This window comes from Streptomyces millisiae, from assembly GCF_031845425.1.
Lineage (GTDB): Bacteria > Actinomycetota > Actinomycetes > Streptomycetales > Streptomycetaceae > Streptomyces > Streptomyces millisiae.
In genome coordinates, this window is the sequence record NZ_JAVREM010000004.1 from 154,243 (window position 1) to 180,826 (window position 26,584).

Annotated in this window: 26 protein-coding genes, 1 tRNA gene, 1 other RNA gene and 1 pseudogene; 11 read left to right on the top strand and 18 right to left on the bottom strand. The window is 70.7% G+C overall.

Annotation, left to right across the window (positions count from 1 at the left end):
• Window positions 1–10 precede the first annotated feature (10 nt).
• Window positions 11–652: a TetR/AcrR family transcriptional regulator gene (locus RNC47_RS06555; RefSeq protein WP_311596359.1), complete on the bottom strand. Its 642-nt coding sequence runs from the start codon at window positions 650–652 to the stop codon at window positions 11–13.
• 98 nt (window positions 653–750) lie between these two features.
• Between RNC47_RS06555 and RNC47_RS06560 the strand changes: the two genes are divergently transcribed.
• A complete protein-coding gene (locus RNC47_RS06560) occupies window positions 751–1,140 on the top strand; it encodes a VOC family protein (protein WP_311596361.1) in 390 nt (129 codons plus the stop codon).
• Here the strand turns inward: RNC47_RS06560 and RNC47_RS06565 are convergent.
• A complete protein-coding gene (locus tag RNC47_RS06565; RefSeq protein WP_311596363.1) occupies window positions 1,124–1,903 on the bottom strand; it encodes a methyltransferase domain-containing protein in 780 nt (259 codons plus the stop codon). The two genes, RNC47_RS06560 and RNC47_RS06565, sit on opposite strands and share 17 nt — an antisense overlap.
• A gap of 28 nt (window positions 1,904–1,931) precedes the next feature.
• Between RNC47_RS06565 and RNC47_RS06570 the strand changes: the two genes are divergently transcribed.
• Window positions 1,932–2,396 carry a MerR family transcriptional regulator gene (locus tag RNC47_RS06570; RefSeq protein WP_311596365.1) on the top strand — a complete coding sequence of 155 codons (465 nt, stop codon included), beginning with the start codon at window positions 1,932–1,934 and terminating at the stop codon, window positions 2,394–2,396.
• On the opposite strand, the gene RNC47_RS06575 is transcribed toward RNC47_RS06570, so the two are convergent.
• Together RNC47_RS06575 and RNC47_RS06580 are read right to left on the bottom strand one after the other, a co-directional pair.
• Window positions 2,339–2,581 (bottom strand): DUF397 domain-containing protein, encoded by a 243-nt coding sequence (locus RNC47_RS06575; protein WP_311596367.1) that lies wholly within the window; start codon window positions 2,579–2,581, stop codon window positions 2,339–2,341. The two genes, RNC47_RS06570 and RNC47_RS06575, sit on opposite strands and share 58 nt — an antisense overlap.
• Complete coding sequence (locus tag RNC47_RS06580) at window positions 2,578–3,393, bottom strand: helix-turn-helix domain-containing protein (protein WP_311596369.1); 816 nt, start codon at window positions 3,391–3,393, stop codon at window positions 2,578–2,580. The genes RNC47_RS06575 and RNC47_RS06580 overlap by 4 nt, the downstream gene beginning before the upstream one ends.
• An 89-nt stretch (window positions 3,394–3,482) precedes the next feature.
• Here RNC47_RS06580 and RNC47_RS06585 point away from each other — a divergent pair, with 89 nt between their 5' ends.
• Complete coding sequence (locus tag RNC47_RS06585) at window positions 3,483–3,965, top strand: hypothetical protein (protein WP_311596371.1); 483 nt, start codon at window positions 3,483–3,485, stop codon at window positions 3,963–3,965.
• A gap of 19 nt (window positions 3,966–3,984) precedes the next feature.
• Here RNC47_RS06585 and RNC47_RS06590 read toward each other — a convergent pair whose 3' ends face one another.
• The gene (locus tag RNC47_RS06590; protein WP_311596373.1) at window positions 3,985–4,662 is read right to left on the bottom strand and encodes a response regulator transcription factor; all 678 of its coding nucleotides are present in this window, start codon (window positions 4,660–4,662) and stop codon (window positions 3,985–3,987) included.
• Between the two features lie 23 nt (window positions 4,663–4,685).
• Window positions 4,686–5,846, bottom strand: a complete 1,161-nt coding sequence (locus RNC47_RS06595; protein ID WP_311596375.1) for a sensor histidine kinase — start codon at window positions 5,844–5,846, stop codon at window positions 4,686–4,688.
• A gap of 181 nt (window positions 5,847–6,027) precedes the next feature.
• Here RNC47_RS06595 and RNC47_RS06600 point away from each other — a divergent pair, with 181 nt between their 5' ends.
• Together RNC47_RS06600 and RNC47_RS06605 are read left to right on the top strand one after the other, a co-directional pair.
• A complete protein-coding gene (locus RNC47_RS06600; protein WP_311596377.1) occupies window positions 6,028–7,494 on the top strand; it encodes an alpha/beta hydrolase in 1,467 nt (488 codons plus the stop codon).
• Entirely contained in the window at window positions 7,491–8,144 is a 654-nt protein-coding gene (locus RNC47_RS06605; RefSeq protein ID WP_311596378.1) for a hypothetical protein, read from the top strand. The genes RNC47_RS06600 and RNC47_RS06605 overlap by 4 nt, the downstream gene beginning before the upstream one ends.
• A 7-nt stretch (window positions 8,145–8,151) precedes the next feature.
• Here the strand turns inward: RNC47_RS06605 and RNC47_RS06610 are convergent, their stop codons facing one another.
• Both RNC47_RS06610 and RNC47_RS06615 read right to left on the bottom strand, forming a co-directional pair.
• Window positions 8,152–8,838 carry a response regulator transcription factor gene (locus RNC47_RS06610; RefSeq protein WP_311596380.1) on the bottom strand — a complete coding sequence of 229 codons (687 nt, stop codon included), beginning with the start codon at window positions 8,836–8,838 and terminating at the stop codon, window positions 8,152–8,154.
• A gap of 66 nt (window positions 8,839–8,904) precedes the next feature.
• The gene (locus RNC47_RS06615; protein WP_311596382.1) at window positions 8,905–9,633 is read right to left on the bottom strand and encodes an SDR family oxidoreductase; all 729 of its coding nucleotides are present in this window, start codon (window positions 9,631–9,633) and stop codon (window positions 8,905–8,907) included.
• A gap of 442 nt (window positions 9,634–10,075) precedes the next feature.
• Between RNC47_RS06615 and RNC47_RS06620 the strand changes: the two genes are divergently transcribed.
• The 3 genes from RNC47_RS06620 to RNC47_RS06630 are packed head-to-tail and all read left to right on the top strand — an operon-like array spanning window position 10,076 to window position 14,397.
• Window positions 10,076–12,265, top strand: a complete 2,190-nt coding sequence (locus RNC47_RS06620; RefSeq protein ID WP_311596384.1) for a SpoIIE family protein phosphatase — start codon at window positions 10,076–10,078, stop codon at window positions 12,263–12,265.
• 48 nt (window positions 12,266–12,313) lie between these two features.
• Window positions 12,314–12,865 (top strand): TetR/AcrR family transcriptional regulator, encoded by a 552-nt coding sequence (locus tag RNC47_RS06625; RefSeq protein ID WP_311596386.1) that lies wholly within the window; start codon window positions 12,314–12,316, stop codon window positions 12,863–12,865.
• Complete coding sequence (locus tag RNC47_RS06630) at window positions 12,862–14,397, top strand: MFS transporter (protein WP_311596388.1); 1,536 nt, start codon at window positions 12,862–12,864, stop codon at window positions 14,395–14,397. The genes RNC47_RS06625 and RNC47_RS06630 overlap by 4 nt, the downstream gene beginning before the upstream one ends.
• 25 nt (window positions 14,398–14,422) lie before the next feature.
• Here the strand turns inward: RNC47_RS06630 and RNC47_RS06635 are convergent, their stop codons facing one another.
• From RNC47_RS06635 to ffs, 7 genes are all read right to left on the bottom strand, one after another.
• Window positions 14,423–14,791, bottom strand: coding sequence for a cupin domain-containing protein (locus RNC47_RS06635; protein ID WP_311596390.1), 369 nt, complete (start codon window positions 14,789–14,791; stop codon window positions 14,423–14,425).
• Between the two features lie 97 nt (window positions 14,792–14,888).
• Window positions 14,889–15,392: an OmpA family protein gene (locus tag RNC47_RS06640; protein WP_311596392.1), complete on the bottom strand. Its 504-nt coding sequence runs from the start codon at window positions 15,390–15,392 to the stop codon at window positions 14,889–14,891.
• 110 nt (window positions 15,393–15,502) lie between these two features.
• The gene (locus RNC47_RS06645) at window positions 15,503–16,174 is read right to left on the bottom strand and encodes a DUF5063 domain-containing protein (RefSeq protein ID WP_311596394.1); all 672 of its coding nucleotides are present in this window, start codon (window positions 16,172–16,174) and stop codon (window positions 15,503–15,505) included.
• Window positions 16,175–16,246: 72 nt separating this feature from the next.
• Window positions 16,247–16,846, bottom strand: coding sequence for a recombination mediator RecR (gene recR / locus RNC47_RS06650; RefSeq protein WP_311596396.1), 600 nt, complete (start codon window positions 16,844–16,846; stop codon window positions 16,247–16,249).
• A gap of 50 nt (window positions 16,847–16,896) precedes the next feature.
• Window positions 16,897–17,235 carry a YbaB/EbfC family nucleoid-associated protein gene (locus RNC47_RS06655; protein WP_311596398.1) on the bottom strand — a complete coding sequence of 113 codons (339 nt, stop codon included), beginning with the start codon at window positions 17,233–17,235 and terminating at the stop codon, window positions 16,897–16,899.
• A 70-nt stretch (window positions 17,236–17,305) separates the two neighbouring features.
• On the bottom strand, window positions 17,306–19,411 hold the full coding sequence (locus tag RNC47_RS06660; RefSeq protein ID WP_311596400.1) for a DNA polymerase III subunit gamma and tau: 2,106 nt from the start codon (window positions 19,409–19,411) through the stop codon (window positions 17,306–17,308).
• Window positions 19,412–19,449: 38 nt separating this feature from the next.
• An RNA gene (gene ffs, locus RNC47_RS06665) (signal recognition particle sRNA small type) lies at window positions 19,450–19,548 on the bottom strand.
• A gap of 84 nt (window positions 19,549–19,632) precedes the next feature.
• On the opposite strand from ffs, the gene RNC47_RS06670 reads away from it, so the two are divergent.
• A tRNA-Ser gene (locus RNC47_RS06670) sits at window positions 19,633–19,720 on the top strand.
• An 89-nt stretch (window positions 19,721–19,809) separates the two neighbouring features.
• On the opposite strand, the pseudogene RNC47_RS37755 reads toward RNC47_RS06670, so the two are convergent.
• Window positions 19,810–21,025 (bottom strand): annotated as a pseudogene (locus tag RNC47_RS37755) (tyrosine-type recombinase/integrase).
• Window positions 21,026–21,632: 607 nt separating this feature from the next.
• Here RNC47_RS37755 and RNC47_RS06685 point away from each other — a divergent pair.
• Window positions 21,633–22,964, top strand: coding sequence for an SAVED domain-containing protein (locus RNC47_RS06685; RefSeq protein WP_394814726.1), 1,332 nt, complete (start codon window positions 21,633–21,635; stop codon window positions 22,962–22,964).
• Here the strand turns inward: RNC47_RS06685 and RNC47_RS06690 are convergent.
• On the bottom strand, window positions 22,876–24,630 hold the full coding sequence (locus RNC47_RS06690; RefSeq protein ID WP_311596406.1) for a ThiF family adenylyltransferase: 1,755 nt from the start codon (window positions 24,628–24,630) through the stop codon (window positions 22,876–22,878). The two genes, RNC47_RS06685 and RNC47_RS06690, sit on opposite strands and share 89 nt — an antisense overlap.
• Window positions 24,627–25,616 carry an SMODS domain-containing nucleotidyltransferase gene (locus RNC47_RS06695; protein ID WP_311596408.1) on the bottom strand — a complete coding sequence of 330 codons (990 nt, stop codon included), beginning with the start codon at window positions 25,614–25,616 and terminating at the stop codon, window positions 24,627–24,629. Before RNC47_RS06695 ends, RNC47_RS06690 begins: the two co-directional genes overlap by 4 nt.
• Window positions 25,617–25,780: 164 nt before the next feature.
• Between RNC47_RS06695 and RNC47_RS06700 the strand changes: the two genes are divergently transcribed.
• Window positions 25,781–26,581 carry a hypothetical protein gene (locus RNC47_RS06700; protein ID WP_311596410.1) on the top strand — a complete coding sequence of 267 codons (801 nt, stop codon included), beginning with the start codon at window positions 25,781–25,783 and terminating at the stop codon, window positions 26,579–26,581.
• Window positions 26,582–26,584 lie beyond the last annotated feature (3 nt).

Below are 26,584 nucleotides of genomic sequence, written 5' to 3' on the forward strand. Positions count from 1 at the left end.
GGGTCAAGCGTCAGGCGTCGGCGGTCGCGTAGTCGCCGAGGGCGGGCTCCAGCAGGTCGAACACCAGGGCCGCCTCGCGGGAGACGACGGCCGCGACCTCGTCCTCGTCCCGCCCGGCCAGCGTCAGTTCCTGGATGCGCTGGAACAGCACCCGGTGCGCGGCGCCGAGTTGGGCGGCGACGGCGCGGGGCGTGAGGTCGTCGTCGGCGGCGCCGGTCTCCGCCGCCAGGACCTCGGCCAGCGCGTGCTCCCGCTGGTCGTGCAGGTCGCGCAGCCGGGTGGTGAGGGTCGGGCTGTCGGCGACCATCCGGGAGAACGCCGGCCCGCTGAAGCCGGCCACGGGGTCCCGCGCCTCGACGGCGGCGAGGAACGCCCGCCGCAGCGCGGCCAGCGCGGACTCCCCCGCCGCCCGCCCGGCCACGGCGCCGGCCAGCCCGGCGACGAACGCCTCGTGGTGGTCGAGCGCCAGGTCCTCCTTGCGCGCGAAGTAGTTGGTGACCGTCTTCTTCGCGACCCGGGCCGCGCCGGCGATCTCCGCGATGGTCGTCCGCTCGAAACCCCGCGCCAGGAACAGCCGCGTCGCCTGGTCGGAGATCAGCTGCCGCGTCTCCCGCTTCTTGGACTCCCTGAGCCCCGTCGTCTCGTCCACCACGGAGGAAATCTTACCCCCGACGTAAAAATACGTTGACGCCGCGATAGCCTCGGGCTAAAGTTATGCCGGTCGTAAGTTTCCCCCCGAGAGGACCCCTCTTGCAGATCACCGCGTCAACCGTCTCGCTCACCGTCGACGACGTGGCCGCGTCCCAGGCGTTCCTCACCACCCACCTCGGCTACCGCGAGCAGGCCGCCGCCGACGGCTTCGCCTCCCTCACCCACGACGACGCGGCCTGCGACATCGTCCTGCTGCGGCGCGGCATCGACGTCCTCCCCGCCGAGCAGCGCGACCGGCACGCCACCGGCCTCATCCTGGCGTTCACCGTCGACGGCGGCCTGGCGGCCGAGGAGCGGCGGCTGCGGGAGGCGGGCGTCGCCATCACCATGCCGCTGCGCGAGGAGCCGTGGGGCGAGCGGCTCTTCCAGATCACCGACCCCAATGGAGTGGTGGTTCAGTTCGTCGAGTGGGTCAAGGCCGAGGTGTAGCACCGGCGGCCACGAAGAACGGAATGGCGACGAGGAGGCGGCCGGCCTCGGCGCGCCGGCGCTGTTCGGCCAGCCACTCGTCGGCCTGGTCGCGGCTGACGGCGCCGCTGGCGCAGGCCGGCTCGGCGAGCCTCGCGAGCAGCGGCAGCGACCCGGGATCGGTGAACACGCTGGTGTGCGCCTCGACCGTGACATCGTCGAAGCCGCCGGCCAGCAGCAGGTCGCGGTACTGGCGGCCGGCGCGGGGCGTGCCCAGGAGGTCGGCGCGGGCGTGCACGATCGTGCGGGTGAGCGCCGCGTCATCCGAGTCGATCATGATGGCGTCCCAGTCCTGACCGACCAGGACGATCCTGCCGCCCGGGCGGAGGACCCGTCGCGCCTCCGCCAGCGCGCGCCCCGGCTCCCGCAGGACGTGGAAGACCTTGTCGGCACGGTAGCCGTGCACGCTTCCGTCGGCGAACGGCAGCTCCTCCGCCCCCGCCTCCCGGAACTCGCCCCCCGGCCACCGCGTCCGGGCCGCGGCCAGCATCACCGGGCTGGGGTCCACGCCCACCGCGTGGACCCCACGTTCGGCCAGCTCGGCGACGGCTCGCCCGGCGCCGCAGCCGACGTCCACGACGGTCGAGCCCGGGACGAGAGACAGCAGTTCGTAGGAGCGGTCCCGCAGCAGGACCGCGCTCGGCAGCTGGTCAGCGGCGTCGAGTACGGCCAGGAGGGCTTCGGTGTCGCGGTGCTCGGCCACCGCTTCCTCGTTCTTGGACATGGCCGTCATGCTGCGACTTAATGTCGGCATGAAGTCAAGCGAAGACGGCCCCGCGTTGAGTATCGGCGACCTCGGCGCACGGTTCGGCCTGGCCACGCACGTGCTGCGCCACTGGGAGACGATGGGCCTGCTGCACCCCGCACGGGACGCCGGCGGACGCCGCCGCTACGGCGCGGACGACCTCAACCGCGTGGCCACGATCCTCATCCTGAAGGAGGCCGGCCTCGGCCTGACCACCATCAGGAGCCTGTCCGCGACCACCGACCGCGCCACCCGGCACGAGATCCTGCGCCCGGCAGCCGAGGAGCTTCGGTCGAGAATCGCGGCGGCCCGGGCCTCGTTGGAGCTGATCGAGGGCGGCCTGAACTGCGCGTACGAGGACGTCACCCACTGCCCGAACTACCGGCGGCGGCTCGCCGAGCGGATCGACGCGCGTCAGGAACGCAACGAGCCGATGAACCGGCCGAACACGGCCGGCGGGAAGCTGAGTTGAGGGCCGACCGGGGCGACCTTGGAGTCCCGGACGTGGATGGTGGAGGGAGTGGCGGCCAGCTCGACGCAGGCGCTGCCCTCGGTGTCGCTGTACGTCGACTTGCGCCAGGCCAGGGCCACTTCGACGCAGTTGCTGCCCTCGGTGTCGCTGTAGCTGGACTTGAACCAGACCAGTTCGTCGCTCATAGCTCATCAACCAATCGCTGGATGAAACGAAGAGACTCCTCCGCGTTCAGAGCCTGCATGCGGATCATCCCATAGCGTTGGGTGAGCATGCTCACCTCTTCGGGCTCGGAGGTGAACTGGCTCAGGGACTGCCCTTCGACCAGGCTGAAGTGCTCGTGGTTCGTGGTCTCCAGCAGCACCATCGGGCCGTTCAGCCCCGCGTGCGCACCCCGGTCGTACGGCAGCACCTGAAGGGTGATGTTGCGCAGCTCGGCCAGCTTCAGCAGGTGCAGAAGCTGCTCCTTGTGGACCTCCGGACCGCCGACAGGGCAGCGCAGCGCGGCCTCGTAGATCACGAAGCAGCAGTCCACGATCGGCTTCTGGGTCAGCACCCGCTGACGTGCGACACGGAACTTGAACCGCTCCTCCAGCGTCTCGTCGTCCAGCGCGGGCCGATGCGCGTTGAGCAGCGCCCGGATGGTGGCCTCCGTCTGCAAAAGCCCCGGGATCAGGGAGACTTCGTACGAACTCAGCGCGATCGCGTCGCCCTCGTACTCGAAGAAGTCCTTGGACCGCTCCGGAATCTTCTTCTCCTGGTTCAGGTACGAGAGCCCCGCCACCAGCTTCCCCCTCGCCCCGCACATCTCGTCGGCGATCTCGGCGAGGCGCGGCGGCACCGGGCGGCGGCCCTGTTCCACGGACTTGACGGTGTCGACGGAGTACCGCGCCGCCTCCGCGATGTCCTCGCGACGGACCTGCGCGCCGGCTCGCCACAGCTGGAACTGCTGGCCGAAGTACCGGTGAACGACGGGCAGTTGGGGTTCCTTCGCCATGACGCCGTCTCCTCCGCGAGCCAGTACGCACAGTGCGTACCCGATCCGTCACTGGGCAGAGTATGGCGCGCTCGGCCACCTTCTTTCCCATGAACGACGAAACTTCCGCCCTTTCGTGGGCGGTGGCCGCCGGGGCGGCCGGTGAAGTGGTCCTCGACCGGTGGCGGTGGAACCGTGCCATCGAGGTGCCGATCGGTGGGCTGTGGGAGGCCGTGCGCGTGACGCGTGACCTCGGGGAGGCGGCGCTGCACCGGTTGCGGCGGGCCGGGGAGCCGGTCGGCCTGGTGTTGGAGGTGCCGTTGCGCGGCGCCGTGGAGTTCCTGGTGCCGTGCGGCACGGCGGCCAGTTGGCCGACGATCGGCGGGACCGTGGCCGTCGCGGACGGCGTGATGCGGTGGCCCGCGCCGGGGGCCAGCGCCGCCAACGGCCGGCGGGCGATCTGCGGCCGCCGCTGGCTGGTCGCGCCGGCGGCGGTCGCGAGCGTGGTCACGGACGCCGACGCGCTCTGCGAGGCCGTCGCGGCGGCCATCGCCCACGAGCGGTTCGCCGGGCGGATCGGCCAGTCGGGATGACCAGATCGCCGCGCGGGCGTCACTCCTCCGCGTCGCGGACCAGGAGGGCGATCTGCACCCGGTTCTCGACCGCCAGCTTGGCGAACAGGCTGCCGGTGTGCGCCTTGACGGTCGCGACGCTGATGTTCAGCCGCTCGGCGATCTCCAGGTTGCCAAGGCCGTCCGCGATGGCCCGGGCGGTTTCGCGTTCCCGTTCGCTCAGCGCCTCGAGACGCCGCCGCGCGGCCTGGCGGGTCGCGTCGCGGGCGTCCCGGGAGCCGGGCCCGGTGGCCGCGGCGATCACCCGGGCCATGGCTGCCGGGGACAGCGCGGGTTTCCCCTCCGCGACCGTCCGCACCGCGTCGACGATCCGTGGCGGCGGGGTGTCCTTGAGGACGAACCCGAGCGCTCCGGCGCGCAGCGCGCCGAGCACCAGGTCGTCGGAGTCGAACGTGGTCAGCACCAGGACCCGTGGCGGCGCCGGCCGGGTCAGGATCTCCCGCGTCGCGCTGAGACCGTCCCGGCCGGACATCCGCACGTCCATCAGCACCACGTCGGGACGCCGCTCGTCCACCACGGCGATCGCGGCGTCCCCGTCGGCCGCCTCCGCGACGACGGTCAGGTCAGGTTCGCCCTCGATGACGAGTCGCAGCGCCAAGCGCACCAACTGGTCGTCGTCGACGATGACGACGCGCACCGGCTCCCGCTCACTGGCCACTCGGGCTCTCCCTCGTCGGTGTGCTACGGCCAGGGCAGGCACGCGGTGAGGACGTACCCGTCGTCCGGCGTGGGGTGGTGGTCGAGTTCCCCGCCGGCGAGGGCCATCCGTTCGGCGAGGCCGAGCAGGCCGAACCCGGACGACGGCGGTCGCGTGGCACCCGCGGTGGCCGGGGCGTTGCGGACGACGATTCGGAGTTCGCCGCCGGGCCGCCCCTCGACGGTGATGTCCACGGCCGCGCCCGGGGCGTGTTTGGCGGCGTTGGTCAGTCCTTCCTGGACGATCCGGTAGCAGGTCCGGCCGACGGTGTCGGACGGGCTTCCCGTCACGGTGGTGCCGAGCGTGACGGCCATCCCGGAGGCGCGGGCGTCGGTCACCAGCTCCGGTATGTGGTCGAAGGACGGCTGTGGTGGCTCCGGGCGGTCCGGGTCTGCCCGGAGCACGCCGAGGACGTCCCGCAGTTCCTCCAGGGCCTGGTGGGAGCTGTCGGCGATGCCGCGGACCAGCGTGCGGTGCTGCTCGGCCGTGAGGTCGGCGCGGTGGTCGAGCACCCCGGCCTGCATGGCGACCAGGGAGATCCGGTGCGCGAGCACGTCGTGCATCTCGCGGGCGATCCGGTTCCGTTCCAGCGCCCGCGCCTGCGCGGCCCGTGCCAGCTGTTCCCGCTCCGCGCTCTCCGCCCGCTCGCGCAGCGACCGCATCTCGGCGCGCCGCGCGCCGACGGCCACGCCCACGGCCACCGCGATCCCCGCGATCAGCGTCGGGAGCGCGAGGCGGAGCCACAACGGGCCGGTCGGGCTCTCCACCGGGTAGATGCCGAGGGCGATCTGCGACGAGGCCACATAGGCCAGCACCACGACCCCGATCTCCACGGGGCGGCGTCGGGTGGCGAGCGAGCCGAGCGCCAGCAGCGCGACGCCGGCGGCGAGGGCCGAGGCGGCGGAGGCGATCGCGACCGTCATGGCGACGGCGAGCGGGAAGCGCCGCCGCAGGGGAAGCACCGCCAGACACCCCAGGGCCACCAGCGGATCGCCGACGGCCCACCAGGAACCCGGTCCGGTCGCCTGTTCCCGCGACAGCACCACCCCGGTGGAGAGCCAGAAGGGCACGCCCACGGCGGCGGCCGCCGCCAGCCGCCCCGCCTGTTGCCACGCTCCGAGCCGTGGCGCCGCCTCCGCGTTCACCCGACCAGTATCGCGACCGGGCGCGGCCCGGCGCGTCGGACCAGCGGCCGATGCGCCTTCGACCCGAGTCGAACCGCCACCTCGACCTGGGTCGAAGGCGGTTCGAGCCGCCGGGCCGATGTGCCGGCGGGGGCCCGGTGGAGAGAGTCGGACCCACACCGGGAGAAGAGGAGACCGACAGATGCACAGAAGCCTGGCTCTCGCCCTCGCCGCCACGGCGGTGGTGACGACGGCGGTTCCGGCGGCCGCCGCGGCGACCCCCACCACGGTGACGGTGACGGTGCCCGAGACCGTGGAGTGGGGACCGTGCCCCGAGGAGGTGACCACACCACGGCTGGAGTGCGGAACGCTCGACGTCCCCCTGGACTACCGGGACCCGGACGGCCGGCAGATCGAGATCGCCGTCTCCCGGCTGGCGAGCGAGAACCCGTCGCGGCGCCGGGGCGTGCTGCTGACCAACCCGGGCGGCCCCGGCCTCCCGGGCCTTGGCTACCCGGCCGTGCTCGCCTGGGCGGGGCTGCCGCAGGAGGTGCTCGACTCCTACGACGTGATCGGCTTCGACACGCGGGGCGTCGGTCACAGCACGCCGGTGACCTGCGACCTGACGCCGGAGCAGCAGGGGCGCGGCGCCATCCCGGGCTACGCGGACACCGCCGCCGACGTCACGCGGGAGGCGGCGTACGCGCGGACCGTCGCCGAGCAGTGCGCCGCCTCGTCGACGGCCTGGATGCTGCCGCACACCACCACCGCGAACAACGCGCGCGACATGGACCGGATCAGGGCGGCGCTGGGCGAGCGACGGGTGTCGTTCCTCGGCGGCTCCTACGGCTCCTACCTCGGCGCGGCGTACGCGACGATGTTCCCCGAGCGCGGCGACCGGATCGTGCTCGACAGCAACCCGGGCCCCGGCGGCTACGACGTGACGACCATGCGGAGGTTCGCCCAGGGGCTCGAGGAGCGGTTCCCGGACTTCGCGGCGTTCGCGGCCGCCCGCCCCGAGTACGGTCTGGGCAGCACGCCCGAGCAGGTGACCGCGACGTTCCACGAGCTCGCGGAACGGTTGGACGAGGAGCCGGTCGACGGCATCGACGGGACGTGGTTCCGGGGGTACACCTTCGACCGCCTCTACACCGACGCGCTGATGCCCGAGCTGGCCGAGGGCTGGCGGGCGCTCGACGCGGGCCAGGCCCCGCCGCCCCTGCCACCGATGCCGAACATGGAGAACGTCATGTCCGCGCGGCTCCATGTGATCTGCGCCGACTCGCGCTGGCCGGACACGGTCCGCGAGTACCAGCGGAACGTCGCACACGACCGTCAGCGGTACCCGATGCTCGGCGGCTCCTCGGCCAACATCGGGCCGTGCGCGTTCTGGCCGACGGAGGGGATCGAACCGCCGCTGGAGATCGGCGACCGGGGCCCGTCGAACGTGCTCATGGCGCAGAACGAGCGCGACCCGGGAACGCCGCTGGTCGGCGCCCGGGAGATGCGGCGGGCGTTGGGGGACCGGGCCAGGATGGTGACGGTCGACCAGGGCGGGCACGGCGTCTACCCGTTCGGCGCGAACACCTGCGCCAACGACACGGTGACGACGTTCCTGACCACCGGGCAGCGCCCCGCGCGTGACCTCGCCTGCCCGGCCGAGCCGTGATCGGGAAGGTGCGGCGCGGGCGTGCCCTCCGGCGGGTGCGGCCGGGGGACGGGCGGGCGTTGAAGAGGTTCCGCTGGTGGCAGTCGCCCTTCCGCGCGCTGTTCCACCTTCGGCTGACGGGCGACGACGGCCGGCAGGCGCTCTACGCCGTCGACGTCAGACACTGGCAGAACCAGTCGTCCGGAAAGGTGAGGGCCCATCTGTACCTCGACGGCAGGCACCACGCCGAGTGCCGGCTCCCCGCCGTCTTCCCCGTCCCTGGCGGCACCGTCGAGGTGGCGATGAGCGCCTTCGGACTGAAGCGGTGCCACTACGTCACCACCGACGGGGCCGAGCGGCAGCTCGTCCCCGACCCCCGCTCGGCCGAGGGGCGTCGCGCGCGCCTCGACCGGGCGCACCCCATGCTGAGCCGCGGGATCGGCGCCCTCTCGACGATCGTGCTCGGCATCGCCCTGGCGCTCCTCGTCCCCCAGGTCGTCGAAGCGATCAGCCAGGTGGAACCCTTCGCCCGGCGCGTCGGGACCTTCACCTCGCCCGTCGACCCGCCAGGGTGGTTCAACGCCGTGCTGGCGCTCGGCACCGCGGCGGCCAGCACGGAGCGCGCCCTGCGACTTCGCTACAGCAGGCTGCTCGACGGTGCGGGCGGCTGATCCCGCCTCACGGCTGGAACTTGTAGCCGAGGCCCCGGATCGTCAGCAGGTGGCGTGGCGCTCCGGGGTCCGGCTCGATCTTGTCGCGGAGGCGTTTGACGTGGACGTCGAGCGTCTTGGTGTCGCCGACGTAGTCGGCGCCCCAGACGCGGTCCATGAGCTGGCCGCGGGTGAGGACGCGGCCGGCGTTGCGGAGCAGGTACGCCAGCAGGTCGAACTCCCGCAGGGGCAGGCCGACCTGGCGGCCGGCGACGGCGACCTGGTGGCGTTCGATGTCGATCCTGACCGGTCCCGCCTCCAGGGCCGTCGGGTCGTCGTCGACCGGGTGCCACTCGTCGCGGCGGCGCAGCACAGCCCGGACGCGGGCGACGAGTTCGCGCGCGGAGAACGGCTTGGCGACGTAGTCGTCGGCCCCGACCTCCAGGCCGACGACGCGGTCGAGTTCGCTGTCCCGCGCGCTGACGAAGATCACCGCGGCCTGCGAGCGGCCGCGGATCCGGCGGCAGAGTTCAAGCCCCGAGAGGTCCGGCAGCACGGCGTCGAGCAACACCACGTCGGCGCCGTCGCGTTCCAGCAGTTCGGCGCCGTCCCGGCCGGTGGCGGCCGCGGTCGCCTCGAAACCCTCGGCGCGCAGCAGCCGGGCCAGCCCCTGGCGGAACCGTTCGTCGCCGTCGATGACAAGAATCCGGGTCATGCTTCGACTCCTCACCTCGCCATTACTTGTCCCGAGGGCGACGGTTCATTACCGGTCATCACCGGTTCAGTCGAGCCATTCGGTGTAACGGGTCGGCGCGAGGCGCGCGTTCGGGTCGGTGAGGACGTCACCCCGGACGGCGGCGAACATGCCGGCGGTGGGGTCGGTGACGACGGTGCGGCCGTCGGCCCGGTGGGAGAGGGTGATCCGGCCCAGCTCGTCCAGCGGGAGGATCTCGGGCCCGCCGACGTTGCGGACCCCCATCAGCGGCTCTCCGACGGCGACCTCGGCGACGGCGGCGGCCACGTCCTTCGCGGCGATCGGCTGGATGGGCGTGGCGGGCAGCCGGACGGTCTCGCCCTCGGCGGTCCAGGACATCACCGCGTCCACGAACTCCATGAACTGCGTGGCGCGGACGATCGAGTACGGGATCGGTCCCGACTTCAGGATCTCCTCCTGGAGGGCCTTGGCCCGGTAGTAGTCCAGCTCGGGCACCTGGTCCACGCCGACGATGGAGAGGACGACGAAGTGCCGGACCCCGCCGCGCTGGGCGGCGGCCAGCAGGTTGTCCATCGAGGTCCGGAAGAAGGCCAGCGACGCCTCGTCGAAGGTCGGGGAGTTGGTGAGGTTGACGACGACGTCGACCCCGGCGACGGCCTCGTCCACGCCCTGGCCGCTGACGACGTCGATGCCGGTGGACTTCCCGTGCGGGACCGCCTCGTGTCCGGCGGCGTCCAGATCCTTCACCACCCGCGCCCCGATGAGACCGGTGCCGCCGATGACCGCGAGCTTCATGACATGCCTTTCGGTGGGGGTTTTGCCCGCAATATGGCATAGGGGCACCGCGGGTGGCGTCAGGGACCCGGTCGGTGGCGGGTTCCGGGTGGAGGGACCAGAGGCGGACCGTTCCGTCGTCGGACGAGGTGACGAGCGCGGTGCCGTCCTGGGTGAACCGCGCCGTGAGCGGGGCGGTCTCCGGCAGGTGCCAGCGCCGCACCGACCGGGCCAGGGCGCGGGCTGGACGGCGACGAGCCGCACCCGGTCACCGCGGAGCCTGACCATGCCGTCGCTGTCGGAGGTCAGCATCACGACGGTCGCTGCTGGCGCAGGGCCATCTCGGCGGTGAGCGCGTCCCGGCCGAGGAACCAGCGCGCGTCCGCCTCCCTGCCCCCGGCCAGAGCCCGGCCGGCCATGGCCAACGCATGCCGGCCGCGTGACCTCGTCGTACCGTGCTGGTATGGGCTGCGGAACGGGCTCGGGCTCAGGTCCTGACGACGACCTGTCGCTGCTGAGCCCGCACCTGCACCGGGTCATCCGGGAGGCCGGCGGCTACGGCGGCGGCGTCTTCCTGCTGGCCCCGGGCGAGCACGTGCTGCGGCTCGCCGTGGTCTGCGGCATCCCGATGGACGTCGCCGGTCCCTGGTCGCGGGTGGGCCTGGACGTGCCGGTGCCGCTGACCAGGGCGGTCAACGAGCGGCGTCTGGTCTGGCAGGAGAGCGGCCGGCACGACCGGCGCGGGCCCCGGGTGAGCGTGCCGCTGCCGTACTCGTACGCCGTCGCGCACGCCCCCATCACCACCACCGACGGGACGGCGGGGTCGGAGGAGGCGGAGGAGGAGTGCTGGGGCGTGCTGATGGTGCTCTGGCCCGGCTCGCACCCCTCGCAGCTCGCGCCGCACGAGCGTGAGCCGCTGGAGGCCGGCTGCCGCCGCCTCGGCCCACTGCTGCGCGACGCGGCCCGCCGCGGCTGCCCGGTGCGCCTGCCGGAGGAGCCGACGATCATCGAACGGCCCCGCACCCGGATGCCGGAGCCGGAGCAGGCACTGGCCGCGACCGACTTCGCCGAGCGGCTGCCGGAGGGCGCCTGCGCCCTCGCGCTCGACGGCCGGGTCGCCTTCGTCACCGAGCGCGGGGCCGCGCTGCTCGGCGCCAACGGGGCCGAGCTGCTCGGCGCGCGGCTGTGGGAGGCGGTGCCCTGGCTGGCCGACCCGTCGTACGAGGACCGCTTCAGGTCGGCGGTGATCAGCCGCCAGCCGACCTCGTTCACGGCCCGGCGGGCCACCGGGCACTGGCTGCGGTTCGAGCTGCACCCGGGCGACCGGGGCGTCAGCCTCCGGCTGAGCCCGGCCCGGGCCCCGGCCGAGGAGCCGCCCGAGCCGCGGGGCGAGCCGCCGCCCGCGGGGCCGACCAGGGTCGGGGCGATCTACCAGGTGATGCGGCTCGCGGTCACGCTCACCGAGGCGGCGGGCGTGGCGGACGTGGTGCGGCTGGTCGCCGACCAGCTGCTGCCGGCCTTCGACGCGCAGGGGCTGATCCTGTGCGTCACGGAGGGCGACCGGCTGCGGGTCGTGGGGCACCGCGGCTGCCCCCCGGAGATCGCCAACCGGCTCGACGGCACGCCGCTCACCAGCCGCACCAGCCCGACCGCCGCCGCCATGTCCGAGGGCGTCCCCACCTACTACGCGTCACCGGACGAGATGCGCCGCCGCTTCCCGCACATCCCCGACGCGCAGGAGGAGGTCGCCGGCCCCGGCCGGGCCAAAGCCGCCTCGGCGGCGTGGGCCTTCCTGCCGCTGGTCACCTCGGGTCGGGTGGCCGGCTGCGCGGTGATCTTCTACGACCGGCCACACGACTTCACCGCCGAGGAGCGGACGCTGCTGACCTCGCTGGCCGGCGTCGTCGCGCAGGCCCTGGAGCGCGCCCGGCTCTTCGACGCCAACCAGCGGCTCGCCCGTCGGCTCCAGAAGGACCTGCTCCCGCGCGACCTGCCCAGCATCCCCGGGCTCGACGTGGCCGCCCGCTACCTCGCCGCCACCAAGGGCATGGAGATCGGCGGCGACTTCTACGACGTGATCGAGCTCGACGGCGGCGCGGGCGCGACGATCGGCGACGTGCAGGGGCACAACGTGACGGCGGCCGCGCTGATGGGGCAGGTGCGCACGGCCGTGCACGCGGCGGCCGGCACCGCGCCGTCCGAGGTGCTGACCCGCACCAACCGGCTGCTCAACGACCTCGACCCCGGCCTGTTCACCAGCTGCCTGTACGTCCACCTCGACCTGCGCCGGCGGCTCGCGCGGCTGGCCACGGCCGGCCATCCGCCGCCGCTGCTGCGGATGCCCGACGGGCGGATCACCGAGGTGGACGTGCCGCCGGGGCCCGTCCTCGGCGTCGACCCGCGCGCCGACTACCCGGCCGTCGAGATCCCGCTGCCGCCCGGCGCGGTGCTGCTGCTCTTCACCGACGGCCTGATCGAGCGGCCCGGCGTCCACCTCGACGACGCCACCGCCGCGCTCGCCGGCCACTTCGGGCGGATCGCGGAGCAGCCGGAGCGCAGCATGGACGAGCTGGCCGAGACGCTGCTCCGCTCCCACCAGACGGGCGGCCGCGGCGACGACATCGCGCTGCTGCTGCTCAGCCCGCGGGGGTGAGACGGACGGCGTGAGACATTCATGTCTCATATGAGTTACGGTTGTCTCATGGCTGTCGATCGTGACCACGTGCTGCGGGCCGCCGCCGCACTGCTCTCCCGCAAGTCCACCGCGACCATGGACGAGGTCGCCCAGGCCGCCGGGATCAGTCGGGCGACGCTGCACCGGCACTTCGCCGGGCGCGACGCGCTCGTCCGCGCCCTGGAGGCCCTCGGCATCGCCGAGTGCGAGGCCGCCCTGGCGGCGGCCCGCCCCGAGCAGGGCACGGCCGCCGACGCGGTGCGCCGCCTGGTCGCCGCGATCGAGCCCTCCGCCGCCCTGCTCGCCTTCCTCTACACCGAGAACCAGCTCTTCGAGGGCGGCGAGCAGAACGCGGGCTGGGCCCGCGTCGACGCCCGTCTCGCCGCGCTGTTCCGGCGCGGCCAGGAGAGCGGCGAGTTCCGCGTCGACCTCAGCCCCGTCTGGCTCACCGAGGCGCTCTACGGCCTGATCGGCTCCGCGGCCTGGGCCGTGAGCGACGGCCGGGTGGCGCGCAACGACTTCACCCACCTGATCGTCGAGCTGCTGCTCGGCGGCGCGATCCGGAGAGAGGAACCATGACCACCACCACGAGGCCGGCCGACACCGTCGGGGAGGTCAGGCGCCCCGGCCGCTGGCTCGCGCTGGCCGTCCTCGTCCTGGCGGTGCTGCTGGTCGCCGTCGACGCGACCGTCCTCGGCCTCGCGACCCCCTACCTCAGCGAAGACCTGGGCCCGTCCGGCACCCAGCTGCTGTGGATCGGCGACGTCTACTCCTTCGTGATCGCCGGCCTGCTCATCTCCATGGGCGGCCTCGGCGACCGCGTGGGCCGCAAGCGCGTCCTGCTCCTGGGCGCCACGGCCTTCGGCGCGATATCCGTGCTCAACGCCTACGCGGCCACGCCCGAGCTGATGATCGTGGCCCGCGCCCTGCTGGGCGTCGCCGGCGCCACGCTGATGCCCGCCACCCTCGCCCTGATCCGGAACCTCTTCCACGACCCGCGCGAACGCAGCGTCGCCATCGGCGTCTGGGGTGCCGCGGCCTCCGCGGGCATGGCCATCGGCCCGATCGCGGGCGGCTTCCTGCTGGAGCACTTCTGGTGGGGCTCGGTCTTCCTGATCAACGTGCCGGTGATGGCCGTCCTTGTGCTCGTCGGCGCCAGGCTGCTGCCGGAGTCCCGGAACCCGAACCCGGGACCGTGGGACCTGGTCAGCGTCGCCCTGTCGCTGGTCGGCATGGTCGGCATCGTGTACGCGATCAAGGAGACCGCCGCGCACGGCTTCGCCTGGGGCACGCTCGCCGCCGGCCTGCTGGGCGCCGCCGCCCTGGCCGCGTTCGTCCGGCGCCAGCACACCCTGCCGACGCCGCTGCTCGACATGCGGCTGTTCCGCAGCCGCGGCTTCAGCGGCGCGGTCATGGCCGACCTGATGACCATCCTCGGCTTGTCCGGTCTGGTCTTCTTCCTCTCCCAGTACCTGCAACTGGTCCAGGACCGGCGGCCCCTCGAAGCCGGACTCGCCGAACTGCCCGCCGCCCTCGGCGCGGTGACGGCCGGCCTGCTCGCGGGGCGCGCGGCGCGGCGGTTCTCGGTGCGGGCCGTCGTCGCCGGCGGCCTGGCCGCCGTCGGCCTCGGGCTCGCCGCCCTCACCGTCATCGGCCAGCACACCGACTACCCGCTGCTCGGCGCCGCCCTGCTGGTCGTCGGCCTCGGCTCCGGTTTCTCCTTCACCGTCACCGCCGACGTCATCCTCTCCAGCGTCCCCAAGGAGCGGGCGGGCGCCGCCTCCGCGGTCTCCGAGACGGCGTACGAACTCGGCGCGGCCCTCGGCATCGCGCTGCTCGGCTCCCTCGTGACCGGCGTCTACCGGGACTTCACCGGCCCGGCCGGCACCCCGGAGGCGGCACACGAGTCGCTGGGCGGCGCCGTCGAGGCCGCCGCCCAGCTGCCGTCCGGCACCGCCACCGAGCTCCTGGACGCCGCCCGCCAGTCCTTCGTCGACGGCCTGACGCTCGCCGCCGGCGCGGGGGCCGCGGTCCTGCTGACCGCCGCCGTCGCGGCCTGGTTCCTGCTGCGTGGACAGCAACTGCTGGACGGCGAGCCCGTGGACCACTGAGCGGCCGGCCGCGCCGGCCGGTCGCTCAGCCGACCTGCTCCTTCACGTGGTCGAGCACCTTGGCGAAGTCGTCGGCCGGCGAGAACTCCATCAGCTCGCTGTCCTCGAGCGCCTCCGGGGCGTGCCCGGGCGCCCAGTAGTAAGCCTGCCCGGCCTCGTAGATCTCGTCGCCGTGCCCGGTGTGCAGCTTCATCCTGCCCTTGGTCAGGAAGCCCCAGTGCGGGCACTGGCACTGGTCGTCGGGCAGTCCCTTCAGCGGGATCGACATGTCCGTCCCGGCGGGGAGCCGAATGTAGCTGACGGCCAGATCGCCGCCGATCGGCCTGCTGCGGACCTCGACGCCCGCCTCGTTGGACACCACCACGGGGGTCTCGTCCCGGGTCATCGTCGTCATCACGCTCACCCCTCTCAAGAGGGTCGATTGACGCCTTTCACCCCCTATTGTCCTTCGAAATGGCAGCCGCCGGAACCCGGTCGGTCGCCTCCGAGGGTCAGAGAACGGGCGTCTCGGGCGGAAGAAAGGACGCCACCGCGAATTCGACCCGTCTGTTCTGCGGACGCTGCTCCGGAGTGGGAACGGGAAAGAGCAGGTGGGCCGCGCCGCAGGAGACCCGGAAGATATTGACGGACTGCATGGAGTCGAGGTCCGCCGGCACGACCGCTTCGGCGTCCTGGAGCACCTGCTGAATCCGGTCGAACAGCCACAGGAGGGCGCTCTCACCTCTGTCAACGCTCACCTGGAGCTCGTCCGCGCGCGCCTGCTCCGGCGAGGGGGCGTCGTCCACCCGGTCCGAGTGGGCGATGACCGTCACCGAGCAGAACCTGCCCTCCTCCGGAATCATCTCCGCGCGGGCGGCCTCGTTGACCACCTGCTCCAGAATGCGTTTCCGCGCCTCTTCGTCGCTGCGGTCGAACGCGGCCCCGAAGTCCGTCTCGTGGGACTCGAACCCGGAGATGATGAGTTTGTGCAAGTCGGGGGGCAACTGAACGGGCATGGCTCACCCCTTCACCTGGCAGGGAACGCTTGGCGCCTTTCCTTTCCTCACGGTACGACCGTGGCGCCACCGTCGCATTCGGGCCCAGGGCCCCCGCGCGGACGCCGTGCCTAGCGCTCCGGGCCCAACCCCAGCGGGGTCGCGATCTCGGCCTCCATCACGCGGCCGGCCTGCCGCTCCAGGTCGCCGTCCTCGGCGCCGCTGTCCGTGTCCAGGCCGTCGAGCTCGGCGAGCGGGGTGTCGAGACGGACGTGCGCGACGAGCGACTGCAGCGCGCGCAGCGAGGCGCTGGCCGTCGGCCCCCAGTTCGACAGGTAGGAGAACTGCCACCACCACAGGGCCTCGCTGATCCGGCCCTCGCGGTAGTGCGCCATGCCGTGCCGCAGATTGCTGATGATGTCGGCGAGGTCGTCCGAGATGCGGGAGGGCACCGGCTTGCTGTGCGGCACGTAGGGGTCGAAGACCTCCGAGTACACGTCGACCGGCGCCAGCAGCGCGGCGAGGCGCTCGCGCAGCTCGTCCATGTCGGGGTCGGGGCCCGTGTCGGGCTCGTAGCGCTCCTCGGGGACGATGTCCTCGTACGCGCCGAGCCGGCCGCCGGCGAGCAGCAGCTGCGAGATCTGGAGCAGCAGATAGGGGACGGCGCTGTCCGGGTCGTCGCCCTTGGCGACCTCCGTGACCGCGACCATGAAGCTCTCGATCTGGTCGGCGATCTGCACGGCGAAGCTGTCGGGCCCGGAGACCGCCAGCTCATCCTCGCTCGGCACCACTTCGGACGTCACGCGATCGCCTCCCCTGCTGTCCCTACGGACCCAACGGACTGCCCGTGCCGAGCGTTCCCCGCGTTCCCTGCCTCAGACATCGAGCAACCGCCTCCCCTCGAAGGCGCGCCCCAGGGTGACCTCGTCGGCATACTCCAAGTCTCCCCCGACCGGCAGCCCACTGGCCAGCCGGGTGACCCGCAATCCGAGCGAGCTGACCATCCTGGCCAGGTAGGTGGCGGTCGCCTCGCCCTCCAGATTGGGGTCGGTGGCGAGGATCAGCTCCGTGACCGTGCCGTCGGCCAGGCGGGCGAGCAGCTCCCTGATCCGCAGGTCGCCGGGGCCGACGCCGTCGATCGGGCTGATCGCGCCGCCCAGCACGTGGTAGCGGCCCCGGAACTCGCGGGTGCGCTCGATCGCCACCACGTCCTTGGGCTCCTCGACCACGCAGATCACGGTGGCGTCCCGACGCGGGTCCTGGCAGACCCGGCAGTGCTCCTCCTGCGCGACGTTGCCGCAGAGGGCGCAGAACCTGACCTTCGCCTTGACCTCGGTCAGCGCGTTGGCCAGCCGGCGGACGTCGGTGGGCTCGGCCTGGAGGATGTGGAACGCGATCCGCTGGGCGCTCTTGGGGCCCACGCCCGGCAGCCGGCCGAGCTCGTCGATCAGGTCCTGGACCACGCCCTCATACACGGAATGTGCCGCCCTCTCCCTCGGTCCGCCTCACCATAGGCCAGCGAGGCTCAGAACGGCAGCCCGGGAAGGCCACCACCGCCGAGGCCCTGGGCCAGCGGGCCGAGCTTGGTCTTGGCCAGCTCCTGCGCCGCGTTGTTCGCGTCGCGGACGGCGGCCACCACGAGATCCGCCAGCGTCTCGGTGTCCTCGGGGTCCACCGCGCGCGGATCGATCTCCAGGCTCTTCAGCTCGCCGGCGCCGGTGACCGTGGCCTTGACGAGGCCGCCGCCGGCGGAGCCCTCGACCGGCGTCTCGGCCAGCTCCTGCTGCGCCGCGGCGAGGTCCTGCTGCATCTTCTGGGCCTGCTGCAGCAGCTGCTGCATGTCGACCCCACCACCGGGGAACACGGCCGGTCTCACTCCTGGCTCTCGACTACCTGTGACCCCCCTGAGCCTACGGGCTCAGCGACGGTCGGTCTCACTCATGCCGAAACTCCTCAATAACGGTCGCACCCAGCTCCCGAACGATCAGCTCGTATCCGGTGAGCGCCGTGTCGTCGAGATCCGGGTCGTCCTCGGCCGCCACGTCGTCCTCGGCCGCCACCGGGGGCGGCTGCGGGGGCCCGCTCCGCTCGGGCGGGGGCGGCGGCTGGGGCGCGCCGCCCTGCGCGGGCCTGGGCGAGGGCGTGTGTGAGGGCGTGGGCGGCGGGGCGGCCTGCGGCGGCTGCGGCGCGGCGGGCCGCGCGAACGGCGCGCCGCCGCCCATCCCGCCACCGCCGCCACCACCCCCGCTCGGGTCGATGACGGTCTCGATGCGCCACTGCACGCCCATCGCCTCGCTCAGCGCCTGCCGCAGCACGGCCTCGCTGCCGCTGTTGACGAAGCTGTCGCGGGCGCCGGCGGTGGCGAAGCCGAGCCGCAGCGTGGTCCCGTCGAAGCCGGCGATCTGCGCGTTCTGGCTGAGCAGGATCCAGCTGAAGCGGCGCCGCCCCTTCACGGCGTCCAGGATGTCCGGCCACATCTGCCGCACCCGCCCGATGTCCCCACCGCCGCCGCCTCCGCCTCCGGCGGCGACGGGCGGGGGCGCTGGCGCGGGTGCGGGTGCCGGCCGCGCTGGCTGGGCCTGCTGGGCCGTCGGCCAGGCCCCGGCCTGCGGGGCCGCCTGCGGGGCTGCCTGCGGCGCGGCCGCGGGCCGGCTCGCCGTGGGCCAGGCGCCGGCCGCCTTCGGCGCCGGAGCCGGCTCCGGCGCGGGCGGCTCGGGCGCCGCCTGCGGCCGCGCCGCGACGGGCGGCGGCTCGGGCGCCGCCACGGGAGCCGGCGCAGCCGGCGCCGGCGCCGCGGCCTGCTCCCGTACCTGCCCCTGCCCATGCCCCTGCCCCTGGCCCTGGCCCTGGCCCTGGCCCGCCCCCGGCCCCGGCTGGAACACCGCCCCCCGCTCCAGCCGCTCCAACCGGCTCTGCAACGACCGCTCGTCCCCGTACGCCGCCGGCAGCAGCACCCGGGCACAGATCAACTCCAACTGCAGCCGCGGTGACGTCGCCCCCCGCATCTCCGTCAGCCCCCCGTTCACCAGGTCGGCCGCCCGGCTCAGCTCCGCGGGACCGAGCGCCGACGCCTGCGCGCTCATCCGCTCCAGCACGTCCGCCGGAACGTCGATCAGCCCCTTCTCCGCCGCGTCCGGCACGGCCGCCAGGATCAGCAGGTCCCGCAGCCGCTCCAGCAGGTCCGTCACGAACCGCCGGGGGTCGTGGCCCCCCTCGATGACCCGGTCCACCACCCCGAACGCCGCGGCCCCGTCCCCCGCCCGGAAGGCCTCCACGATGTCGTCGAGCAGCGCCCCGTCCGTGTACCCGAGGAGCGACGTGGCCATCTCGTACGTGACCCCGTCCGGCCCGGCGCCCGCGAGCAGCTGGTCCATCACCGACATCGAGTCACGCACGGAACCGCCCCCGGCCCGCACCACCAGCGGCAGCACCGCGCTCTCCACCGCGATCGCCTCGCGCTCACACACCTCGTGCAGGTAGTCACGGAGCGTGCCGGGCGGCACCAGCCGGAACGGATAGTGGTGCGTGCGCGACCTGATCGTCCCGATGACCTTCTCGGGCTCGGTGGTCGCGAAGATGAACTTCAGGTGCTCGGGCGGCTCCTCCACCACCTTCAGCAGGGCGTTGAACCCCGCCGGGGTGACCATGTGCGCCTCGTCGATGATGTAGATCTTGAACCGGCTGACGGCCGGCCCGAAGAACGCCTTCTCCCGGAGCTCACGCGCGTCGTCCACGCCACCGTGCGAGGCGGCGTCGATCTCGATCACGTCGATCGACCCCGGCCCGTTCCGCGCGAGGTCACGGCACGACTGGCACTCCCCGCACGGCGTGGGCGTCGGCCCCCGCTCGCAGTTGAGACACCGGGCGAGAATCCGCGCACTGGTCGTCTTCCCACAACCGCGCGGGCCGCTGAACAGGTACGCGTGATTGACCCTGTTGTTCCGCAGGGCCTGCTGCAACGGGACGGTCACGTGCTCCTGCCCGATGACCTCGGCGTAGGTCTCGGGTCGGTAGCGGCGGTACAGCGCGAGCGAGGACACGCCTTTGACCATATCCGCCCCCACTGACACCCGGCGGACAGCACAGCGCCCCCCACGCACCCGCCAGAGCTCACCTACCCTTGCTGCCTTCCGGCCCTGGGGGAGTTCAGCGAGATAGCGCCGCGTGAGGGGCTGCCGCCAACCCTACCCGATCCCCACCCCCACCCACGCCCCCGCATACGGTTCGCGACCATCCACCGGAGTCTTGTATCGTTCCCCACGGAGGATTCGCCTAGAGGCCTAGGGCGCACGCTTGGAAAGCGTGTTGGGTTCACACCCTCACGAGTTCGAATCTCGTATCCTCCGCCAGCTCTCACCGGGCTGACCGAAGGCCCCCGCCGCCATCCACGGCCGGGGCCTTCGTCTTGTCCGTCTCAGTTTTAGTTGCAGTTGCCGGATCAGGCGCCGCCCGGCGCCTCCCCCGCGCCCCACAACAGGCAGCCGACCTTGTCGGCTGTGTCCTTGAGCACACGTCCGGTCAGATGCTGGTAGCGCCGCCGCTTGCCGGCGGACTTGTCCGGCTCCCAGCCCATGATCGCGTCGACGACCGTCTCCGGGACGCCGAGGATGAGCAGGACGGTGCCAGCGGTGTGCCGTGCGTCGTGCAGGCGGCCCTCGCGTATGCCCGCCGCCTTGAGCAGGGCCTTCCAGCGGTGGTGTTCGGGTTCAGCGGCTCGCCCGTGGGCGACGCGAACACATACCCCTTTTCCACCCACAGATCACCCGCGATCCGGCGCTCCCGTTCCTGCTCCGCCCGGTGCTGAACGAGCAGCTTGAGCAGGGGCGCGGGGATACCGATGGGCCGTCGGCCCGCGCGGGACTTGGTGTTCTTGGTCTCCCGGCGGGTGTTGATCTTCTGGGGGCAGTAACCAGGCTTGCGTCCGCACGTGTCGCCACAGCCATGCTGGTACCGGGGCCGCAGCCGGCCACGGTGGACGACAAGCACTCCGAGGTCGAAGTCGACGTCCGCCCACCTCAGTCCCAGGACCTCGCCCTGCCGCAGGCCCAGGCCAACGCGATCACCCAACGCGCCGCATGGCGCTGCTTGTTGGCCTCAACGAGGAGGCGCTGCACCTCCTCGACCGTATAAGGCTCGACCTCCTCCTCTTCCAGCCGCGGAGCCTTGGCGATCGTGGCCGGGTTCTGGACCAGGTGCCGACGGCGCACCGCCTCGTTGAGGGCGGCGCGTACGGTCCGGTGCACCTGATGCGCCGTTCCGGCGGCACTGCCGCCCGCACGCATCCGCTGGTAGAAGCGTTCCAGATGCTCGGGCTCCAGCCTCTCCAGGCGGTGCGCGCCGAGGCAGGGGATGAGGTGGTGGAAGACCGCTACGCGGTAGCCGTCGATCGTGTTCTCGGAGACGTGCAGAGCGGCGATGTTCTCCACCCAGTGGGTCAGCCACGACGCGACCGTCCAGGCCTGCCCGGCCTTGCGCACAGTGCCGGCATCGCGCTGCTTCTCCAACTCGCGGACGGCCTTGGTCACGTCGGTACAAGTTTTGCGGCTGACGTGACAGCGGTCGGGCCTGCCGTTGCCTTTGACGTAGCCATGCCAACACCCGTCCTTGCCCTGGAAGATCGAGGAAGCGCCGTTGGGCTGGCGAGACTTGGCCATCTCCGCCCCCGTCAGGCCGTGAGCGTGATGCTCGACACGGCGGGCCGGTCGCGATGTAGTCGTCGAGCGCCTGGGCGCGTATGCGGCGTAGACGGCCGAGATCTGGGCAGACCACACCGTCCCCGACCCGATGAGCGCGTACATGGTGGTGCGGCCGACACCGATCCGACGACGAGACCCGCTAATTCCTTGGCGCTCGAGTTCGAGCGATTACATTCGTCCAACTTTCCCGGTTCCAAGCCGCCGCGTCACCAGTCTCGCTTGTGAACAGGATATCGATACCTATCGCGAACGCCGACGCGAACAGTTGAGAGAATTTCTGGTTTCACCCCCACGAGTACGAAGACTCGTACCGCTGACCCAGCTCTCACCGGGCTGAACGGCATGCGCGACCGCCAGCAGCCCAGGCCCTGCCGTGCATGGCGGCATTTCCGGTCGCACCCGTTGTCACCAAATATGCTCCTACCTGGACAAACGGGACTACGCCGTGCGCCGAACGAGACGACTCTGGCTGGTTATGTTCGCCGCGTACTGGTCGGGCACGGCCCACGTGCTACCGGGGGCGTAGCTTCATCCTGGAGCCCGGGTACGGACGAGGATGGACAGCATGGGCGGGACAGGGAGCGGACGGCGCGGTGGGAAGATCTCGCCGAAAGTGCGTCTGGAAGTATGGGTACGGTGTGGCGGCAGATGCGTGATCTGCAACCGCAACCTCCTGGACGGCGGAATGACAGCCAGAACCTTATGGCTGGGCGAGCTCGCCCACATCGTCGGCAGACATGACAGCACTCGCTCCCCCCGAGGGAAAAGTGCGTTGGATCACCGGGAGTCGGCCGACAATCTGATGCTGGTCTGTGCTGACGACCACGCCGAGTTCGACGCACCCGGCGCCCTGGACGTCTACACAGTCAGCACACTCAGGGAACTCAAGAGGTCACATGAAGACCGCATCCGGCACCTGACAGGTCTGAGTGAAGATCGCGCTACCACCGTGCTGCGCATGGTCGGTCAAGTCCATGGGAGGGAGGTTGAGTTATCGAGAGAGGCGGCGATGACCGCCGTGGTTGCAGCCAAGCGATATCCGCTTTTCTTAGAGTCGTACTCCCGGCATGGCATTGAGATTGATTTACGGCACGTACTCGGTGAGTCTGCCGGGCCGACGGACATGATGAGCGACCCTGGAGAGCGGAGCCACTCCTACTTCCGGAACGCCACGGCATTGATCGACGATGTGATCGAACGTCAGTTGAAGCACGGTATCGTCACCAATGCCGTCAGACACCTCAGCGTCTTCGGCTTCGCCAGATTACCGTTGCTGGTCTATCTCGGGTCTCGCCTCGATGACACTGTACCGACCGAAATCCATCAGCGTCAGCGCCACGACGAATCCTGGTGCTGGCAGGAAACCGCTCCGGTAGTGGATTTCACTACCCGCCTCGACCACGCGGCTCCCCACGACCGGGAGGAAGTGGTCGTATTGAGCATCTCGGGCACTGTCAATCCGGAAGAGATACCGGCTGAGCTACGCGGTCTACGCCGTTATCAGATCAGCCCCGCAGGAGTGCCGAGCGCTCCCGATATCATCGCCCACCAGGGTACCCTAAGAAATTTTATCGCTTGTGTTCGCTCCTTTCTTGCAGACCTCGACGCGGCGCCCAAGACCATCCGCCGGCTCCACGTACTCCCTGCTCTACCGCTGTCCGCAGCCATATCCCTCGGGCGTCTCCATCATCAACAGGTGCATCCTGAGCTTGCGATCTACGAGCGGTTGGACGGCAGGTACTGGCGCACGTTGGACATCACTCTGAGTGCCGGCGAGACGAAAGTTGGAGCCGCCCGACGGCCCTCTTTCAGGAGTACGGGAGGAATCGGTGGGCGGGTCCACCATGCGCGTGGGGTAGCGCGCAGAGGTGTGTACCGGAGACCTGGGCCGCCCTGAGGTGATTACCCAGGAAGGTCACCAAACTGCCGGCCACTGCAGCCATGTCGGCCGCCGAACCGTGGTAGGTGGGCACCGAACAACCACGTGTGGGTACCAGTTCGTCGTCCTCCAGCGGTTCCTGCCACAACGAGTGATAGAGCTCCATCCGGGGATCGCCCAGCACCACAGGGCCAACCTGACGGTCGATGGTCGATGGGCCAACGCTGTCGCCGAGGGCTGACACAGCCACGATACCGAGGCAACCGGTTCGTGCATCCGTAGCGATCTGTGCGAGGACAGCTCTGCGATCGGGATTGTCGGCAAGAGCGTCAAGAAGGCGGCCTACGGAAAGACTCACCGTGGCGTCTATGACGACATCGGCCATGGTGACAGCCCGAGTGGCTTCATCGAGTGAAAGCCAGGGCACAACTTCCACCTTGAGGCCGTCACTGATGGCATTCAAGCGGCGAGCTAGTGCATCAGCCTTGGTGCTGCCGATGTCGGTCTCAGTGTAATTCTGCCGGATGAGAAGACCACCAGTGATGTTTGCTGGGTCGCACAGGGTGATCTGGGTGGCGCCGGAGCGGGCTATGAATTCGGCTGCCCAAGATCCGATGCCGCCGCATCCCCAAATGTAAACGTGCTTCCCGCGGAATGACCTGACGGGTCGGCCGCTATCCCGTCGAGTCGTCACTGCAGGGCGTTCGTCAGAAACCGTGCACCACTCGATGGGTGTCTCCACGTCGTCCGCGCTGAGGCTGACAACGGTCGCGGCCACACCGTGCTGCTTCACCTTATGACGAAGGAGGTTGGCCGTAGGCGGGGTCAAGCGGCCCCCCAGCAGATGGTCAGGGCCTCCAGCCGGATTGGGTACGGCTAGAACAAAGTACTGTGGACTGTCGTGTGGCCTCCTGGCAGCACTGGCCGCAAGAGCGGCGAGGAAAGCAGCGGACTGCTCGGCAAGGCTCGAAGCGCCAGGCCTCTCCCCACCCACTGGCTGCGTGGTAAGTAGGGCTAGAAGTTCAGCAAGGGTGGTGCCCGCCCCGTACGGCATATAGGCCGCAGTGGTGAGGACCGGAGCGCGCATTCGGTCCTCACCACTCCCCCCTGAAACTAGATCTAATCGATGAGATGATCTGGTCTCCAGCCATCCGAGCTGGACATGTCGACCGACACCGAATTGACGAACGACGACTGTCGGCGTACCCGATGTCTGGTGGAGAACTCCCCCAACTGCGTGATAGAGCGCGGTGGAGGCATTGAAGCGGCCCTCCGAGGCGTCCGTCAGCCACTGCCAGAGTCTATTGAGGAAAGCGGTGGTGCCGCCCACCGGATCCCACTCGCGCGACGGGTCAAGGTAGAGGCACAGCCTCCGGCCTTGCAGCACGTGCGGGTGGCCTACAAAGCGATCGTGCTCAACTTCCACCATGGGAGCCTGCAGTGAGTCACCCGATAGGATCACGACGAAGTCTTCCTCGTCTTTCAGCGGAAGTCCCGCTTCTTCCATCGGCAATCCCGCGATGAACAGCCGCAACCCGATGGAAACGCGACCGTCTGAGGTTGCCGTCGGCTGGCCTGTGATACGCAGGTCGTGCGGCTGTTGGGCAGCCAGCGTCCGGAGATCGTTCAGGAAACTGGTCTGCCACGGGGACAGGCTCGTCCGAGTCGGTTTCCGCTTGGTCACCCCGCCCGCCCGGTCCTCGTCACTGTCGCCGCAGCAGGCGCCGGTGCGAGGAACTTGGAACGGCCGGATGCGGCTGGTGCCTGGAAGCGGTCGCCGAACACTTGCTGCCACAGCCGAAGGCTCCTCGCCGGGTCAGTCTCCTCGTAGGCGAGCTTGATCTGTGCCGCGTGGGCATTGATACGGGCTCGGAAGTAGGCGTACGTGCTTTGGTCCCATCGATGGTCGAAGGTGACCCCGGAACCGGACGGGTCGGGGATGGAGGGCTTGTAGGGGCGCTGCTGGAGCCAGTGGTCGAGGTCGCTGACGATGTGCAGCAAGGCGGAGGGGACGTTGCCGTAGTAGCCAGGGTCGATGAGCTTAGGAACATCGGAGACCCGCTCGCCGAGCAGGGTGGTCAGAATGATTGACCGGGTACCGGTGAAGGAACGCTTGTGGTCGCGCAGATACTTCATCAGCCTGATGACCTTGCGGAGATTTCCGTCGGCGATCTCGTCCTTCGCCCGCATCCAGGCCGTGAAGCCGGCCGGATTGGTGTCCTCCCACCGGTCCTCGTCCCGGTTCACGATGACCTCGCGACCGCTGGCGAGCCGCACATAGGGAACGATGTCGACGTGCATCTGGCCCGCGTAGCTGAGCTGAACGCAACGGCACTTACGCGTATGGGGCATCTTCTTGTAGGTACTGTGCCGGTGGATCGCGGCATAGACATTCTCGATGTAGAGCTTAGGGCTTTGGGCCCAATCCGGGTTCTCCTTCATCTCCAGCATGAAGTCGGCGTCGAACTCCTTGTCGCCAACCGGGTTGATGATGGTCCGCTGGGCCCAGGATCCCTGGGGCTTCTTGCCGAGGATGTGGCTGCCGAGCTCCTCATCCTTCTTCAGTGCCTCGTAGATCGCTGTAACCCCCCGGTCCAACCGGTCCAACTTGCTCTGGCTGAGGTTGACGACCTCCTTGAGGAAGGCGTCGAAGTAGCTGACGTGCTGCACGAGGGTCTCGCTTTCATTGAGTTCAATGAAAGCGTAGCAGAATGTCGGCTTCGATGCACCACGACAGAAAAGCCCCACGCGACGCGGTCGAGCGCCTGGCATCGTGTCGTGTTGTGCTGTTGGAACTCGCCGGACGTCACCCCTTGCTCCGTAATGACCTACACATGGATGCCGATGTCGGCTCTGACCTCGTGGTGGACGCCCGTCGGCTGCGCTTCGCCAGCCCTCTGGACCTCGCGGCGATAGCCGCGCTCACGCACAAGCAGAGCGCCGCGGGCGGTGAGGTTGAACTGGTATTACCTGCCGACGCCCGAGTGGCTTCGTACGTGCAGCGCATGGACTTGATTGCTCGCCTGCCTGCGGAGGCCCAGGTCGTCGGACATCTGCCGTTCGACGACAGGCAGGATCGTGCGTCCGCGCTGCTGGAGACCAGTCCGTTGACGCCTGAGACCGCCGGAGCCGTAGGGGAACGAATCGGGCAATTGGCCAAGGCGAGCCTCGGCGCCGGCAACGGCGCCCGAGTCTCCAGAAGCATCGGCGAACTGATCGACAATGCGATCAGCCACGGGTTAGGTCCCTCCGGAGCCTTCATCGCCGCGCAGACCTACACCGGTAGGACGACCCGCTACCGGAGGCTTGAGGTGGCCATCTGCGACACCGGCATCGGCGTGCTCAGGCACCTTCGACAGAACCCAGAGCACAAGAATGTCGCCACCAGCACTGACGCTCTACAACGAGCACTCGAACCTGGCGTCAGCGGGACGACTGAGCAGAGGGGCAACGGCCTGCCTGACCTGCTGGCTCACGCTGGCGCCCGGGGGCCCGCGCGGCTCGTGCTGCGCAGTGGCGACGGGCTGCTCCATGCTGGTCGACAACCGCGCAGCGCCTCCGTGCCTCGCCGACAGTCATCCCCCACTTGGGTAGAAGGCACCTGGGCGTGGCTGAGAGTGTCGTTCACACCGTAGGCC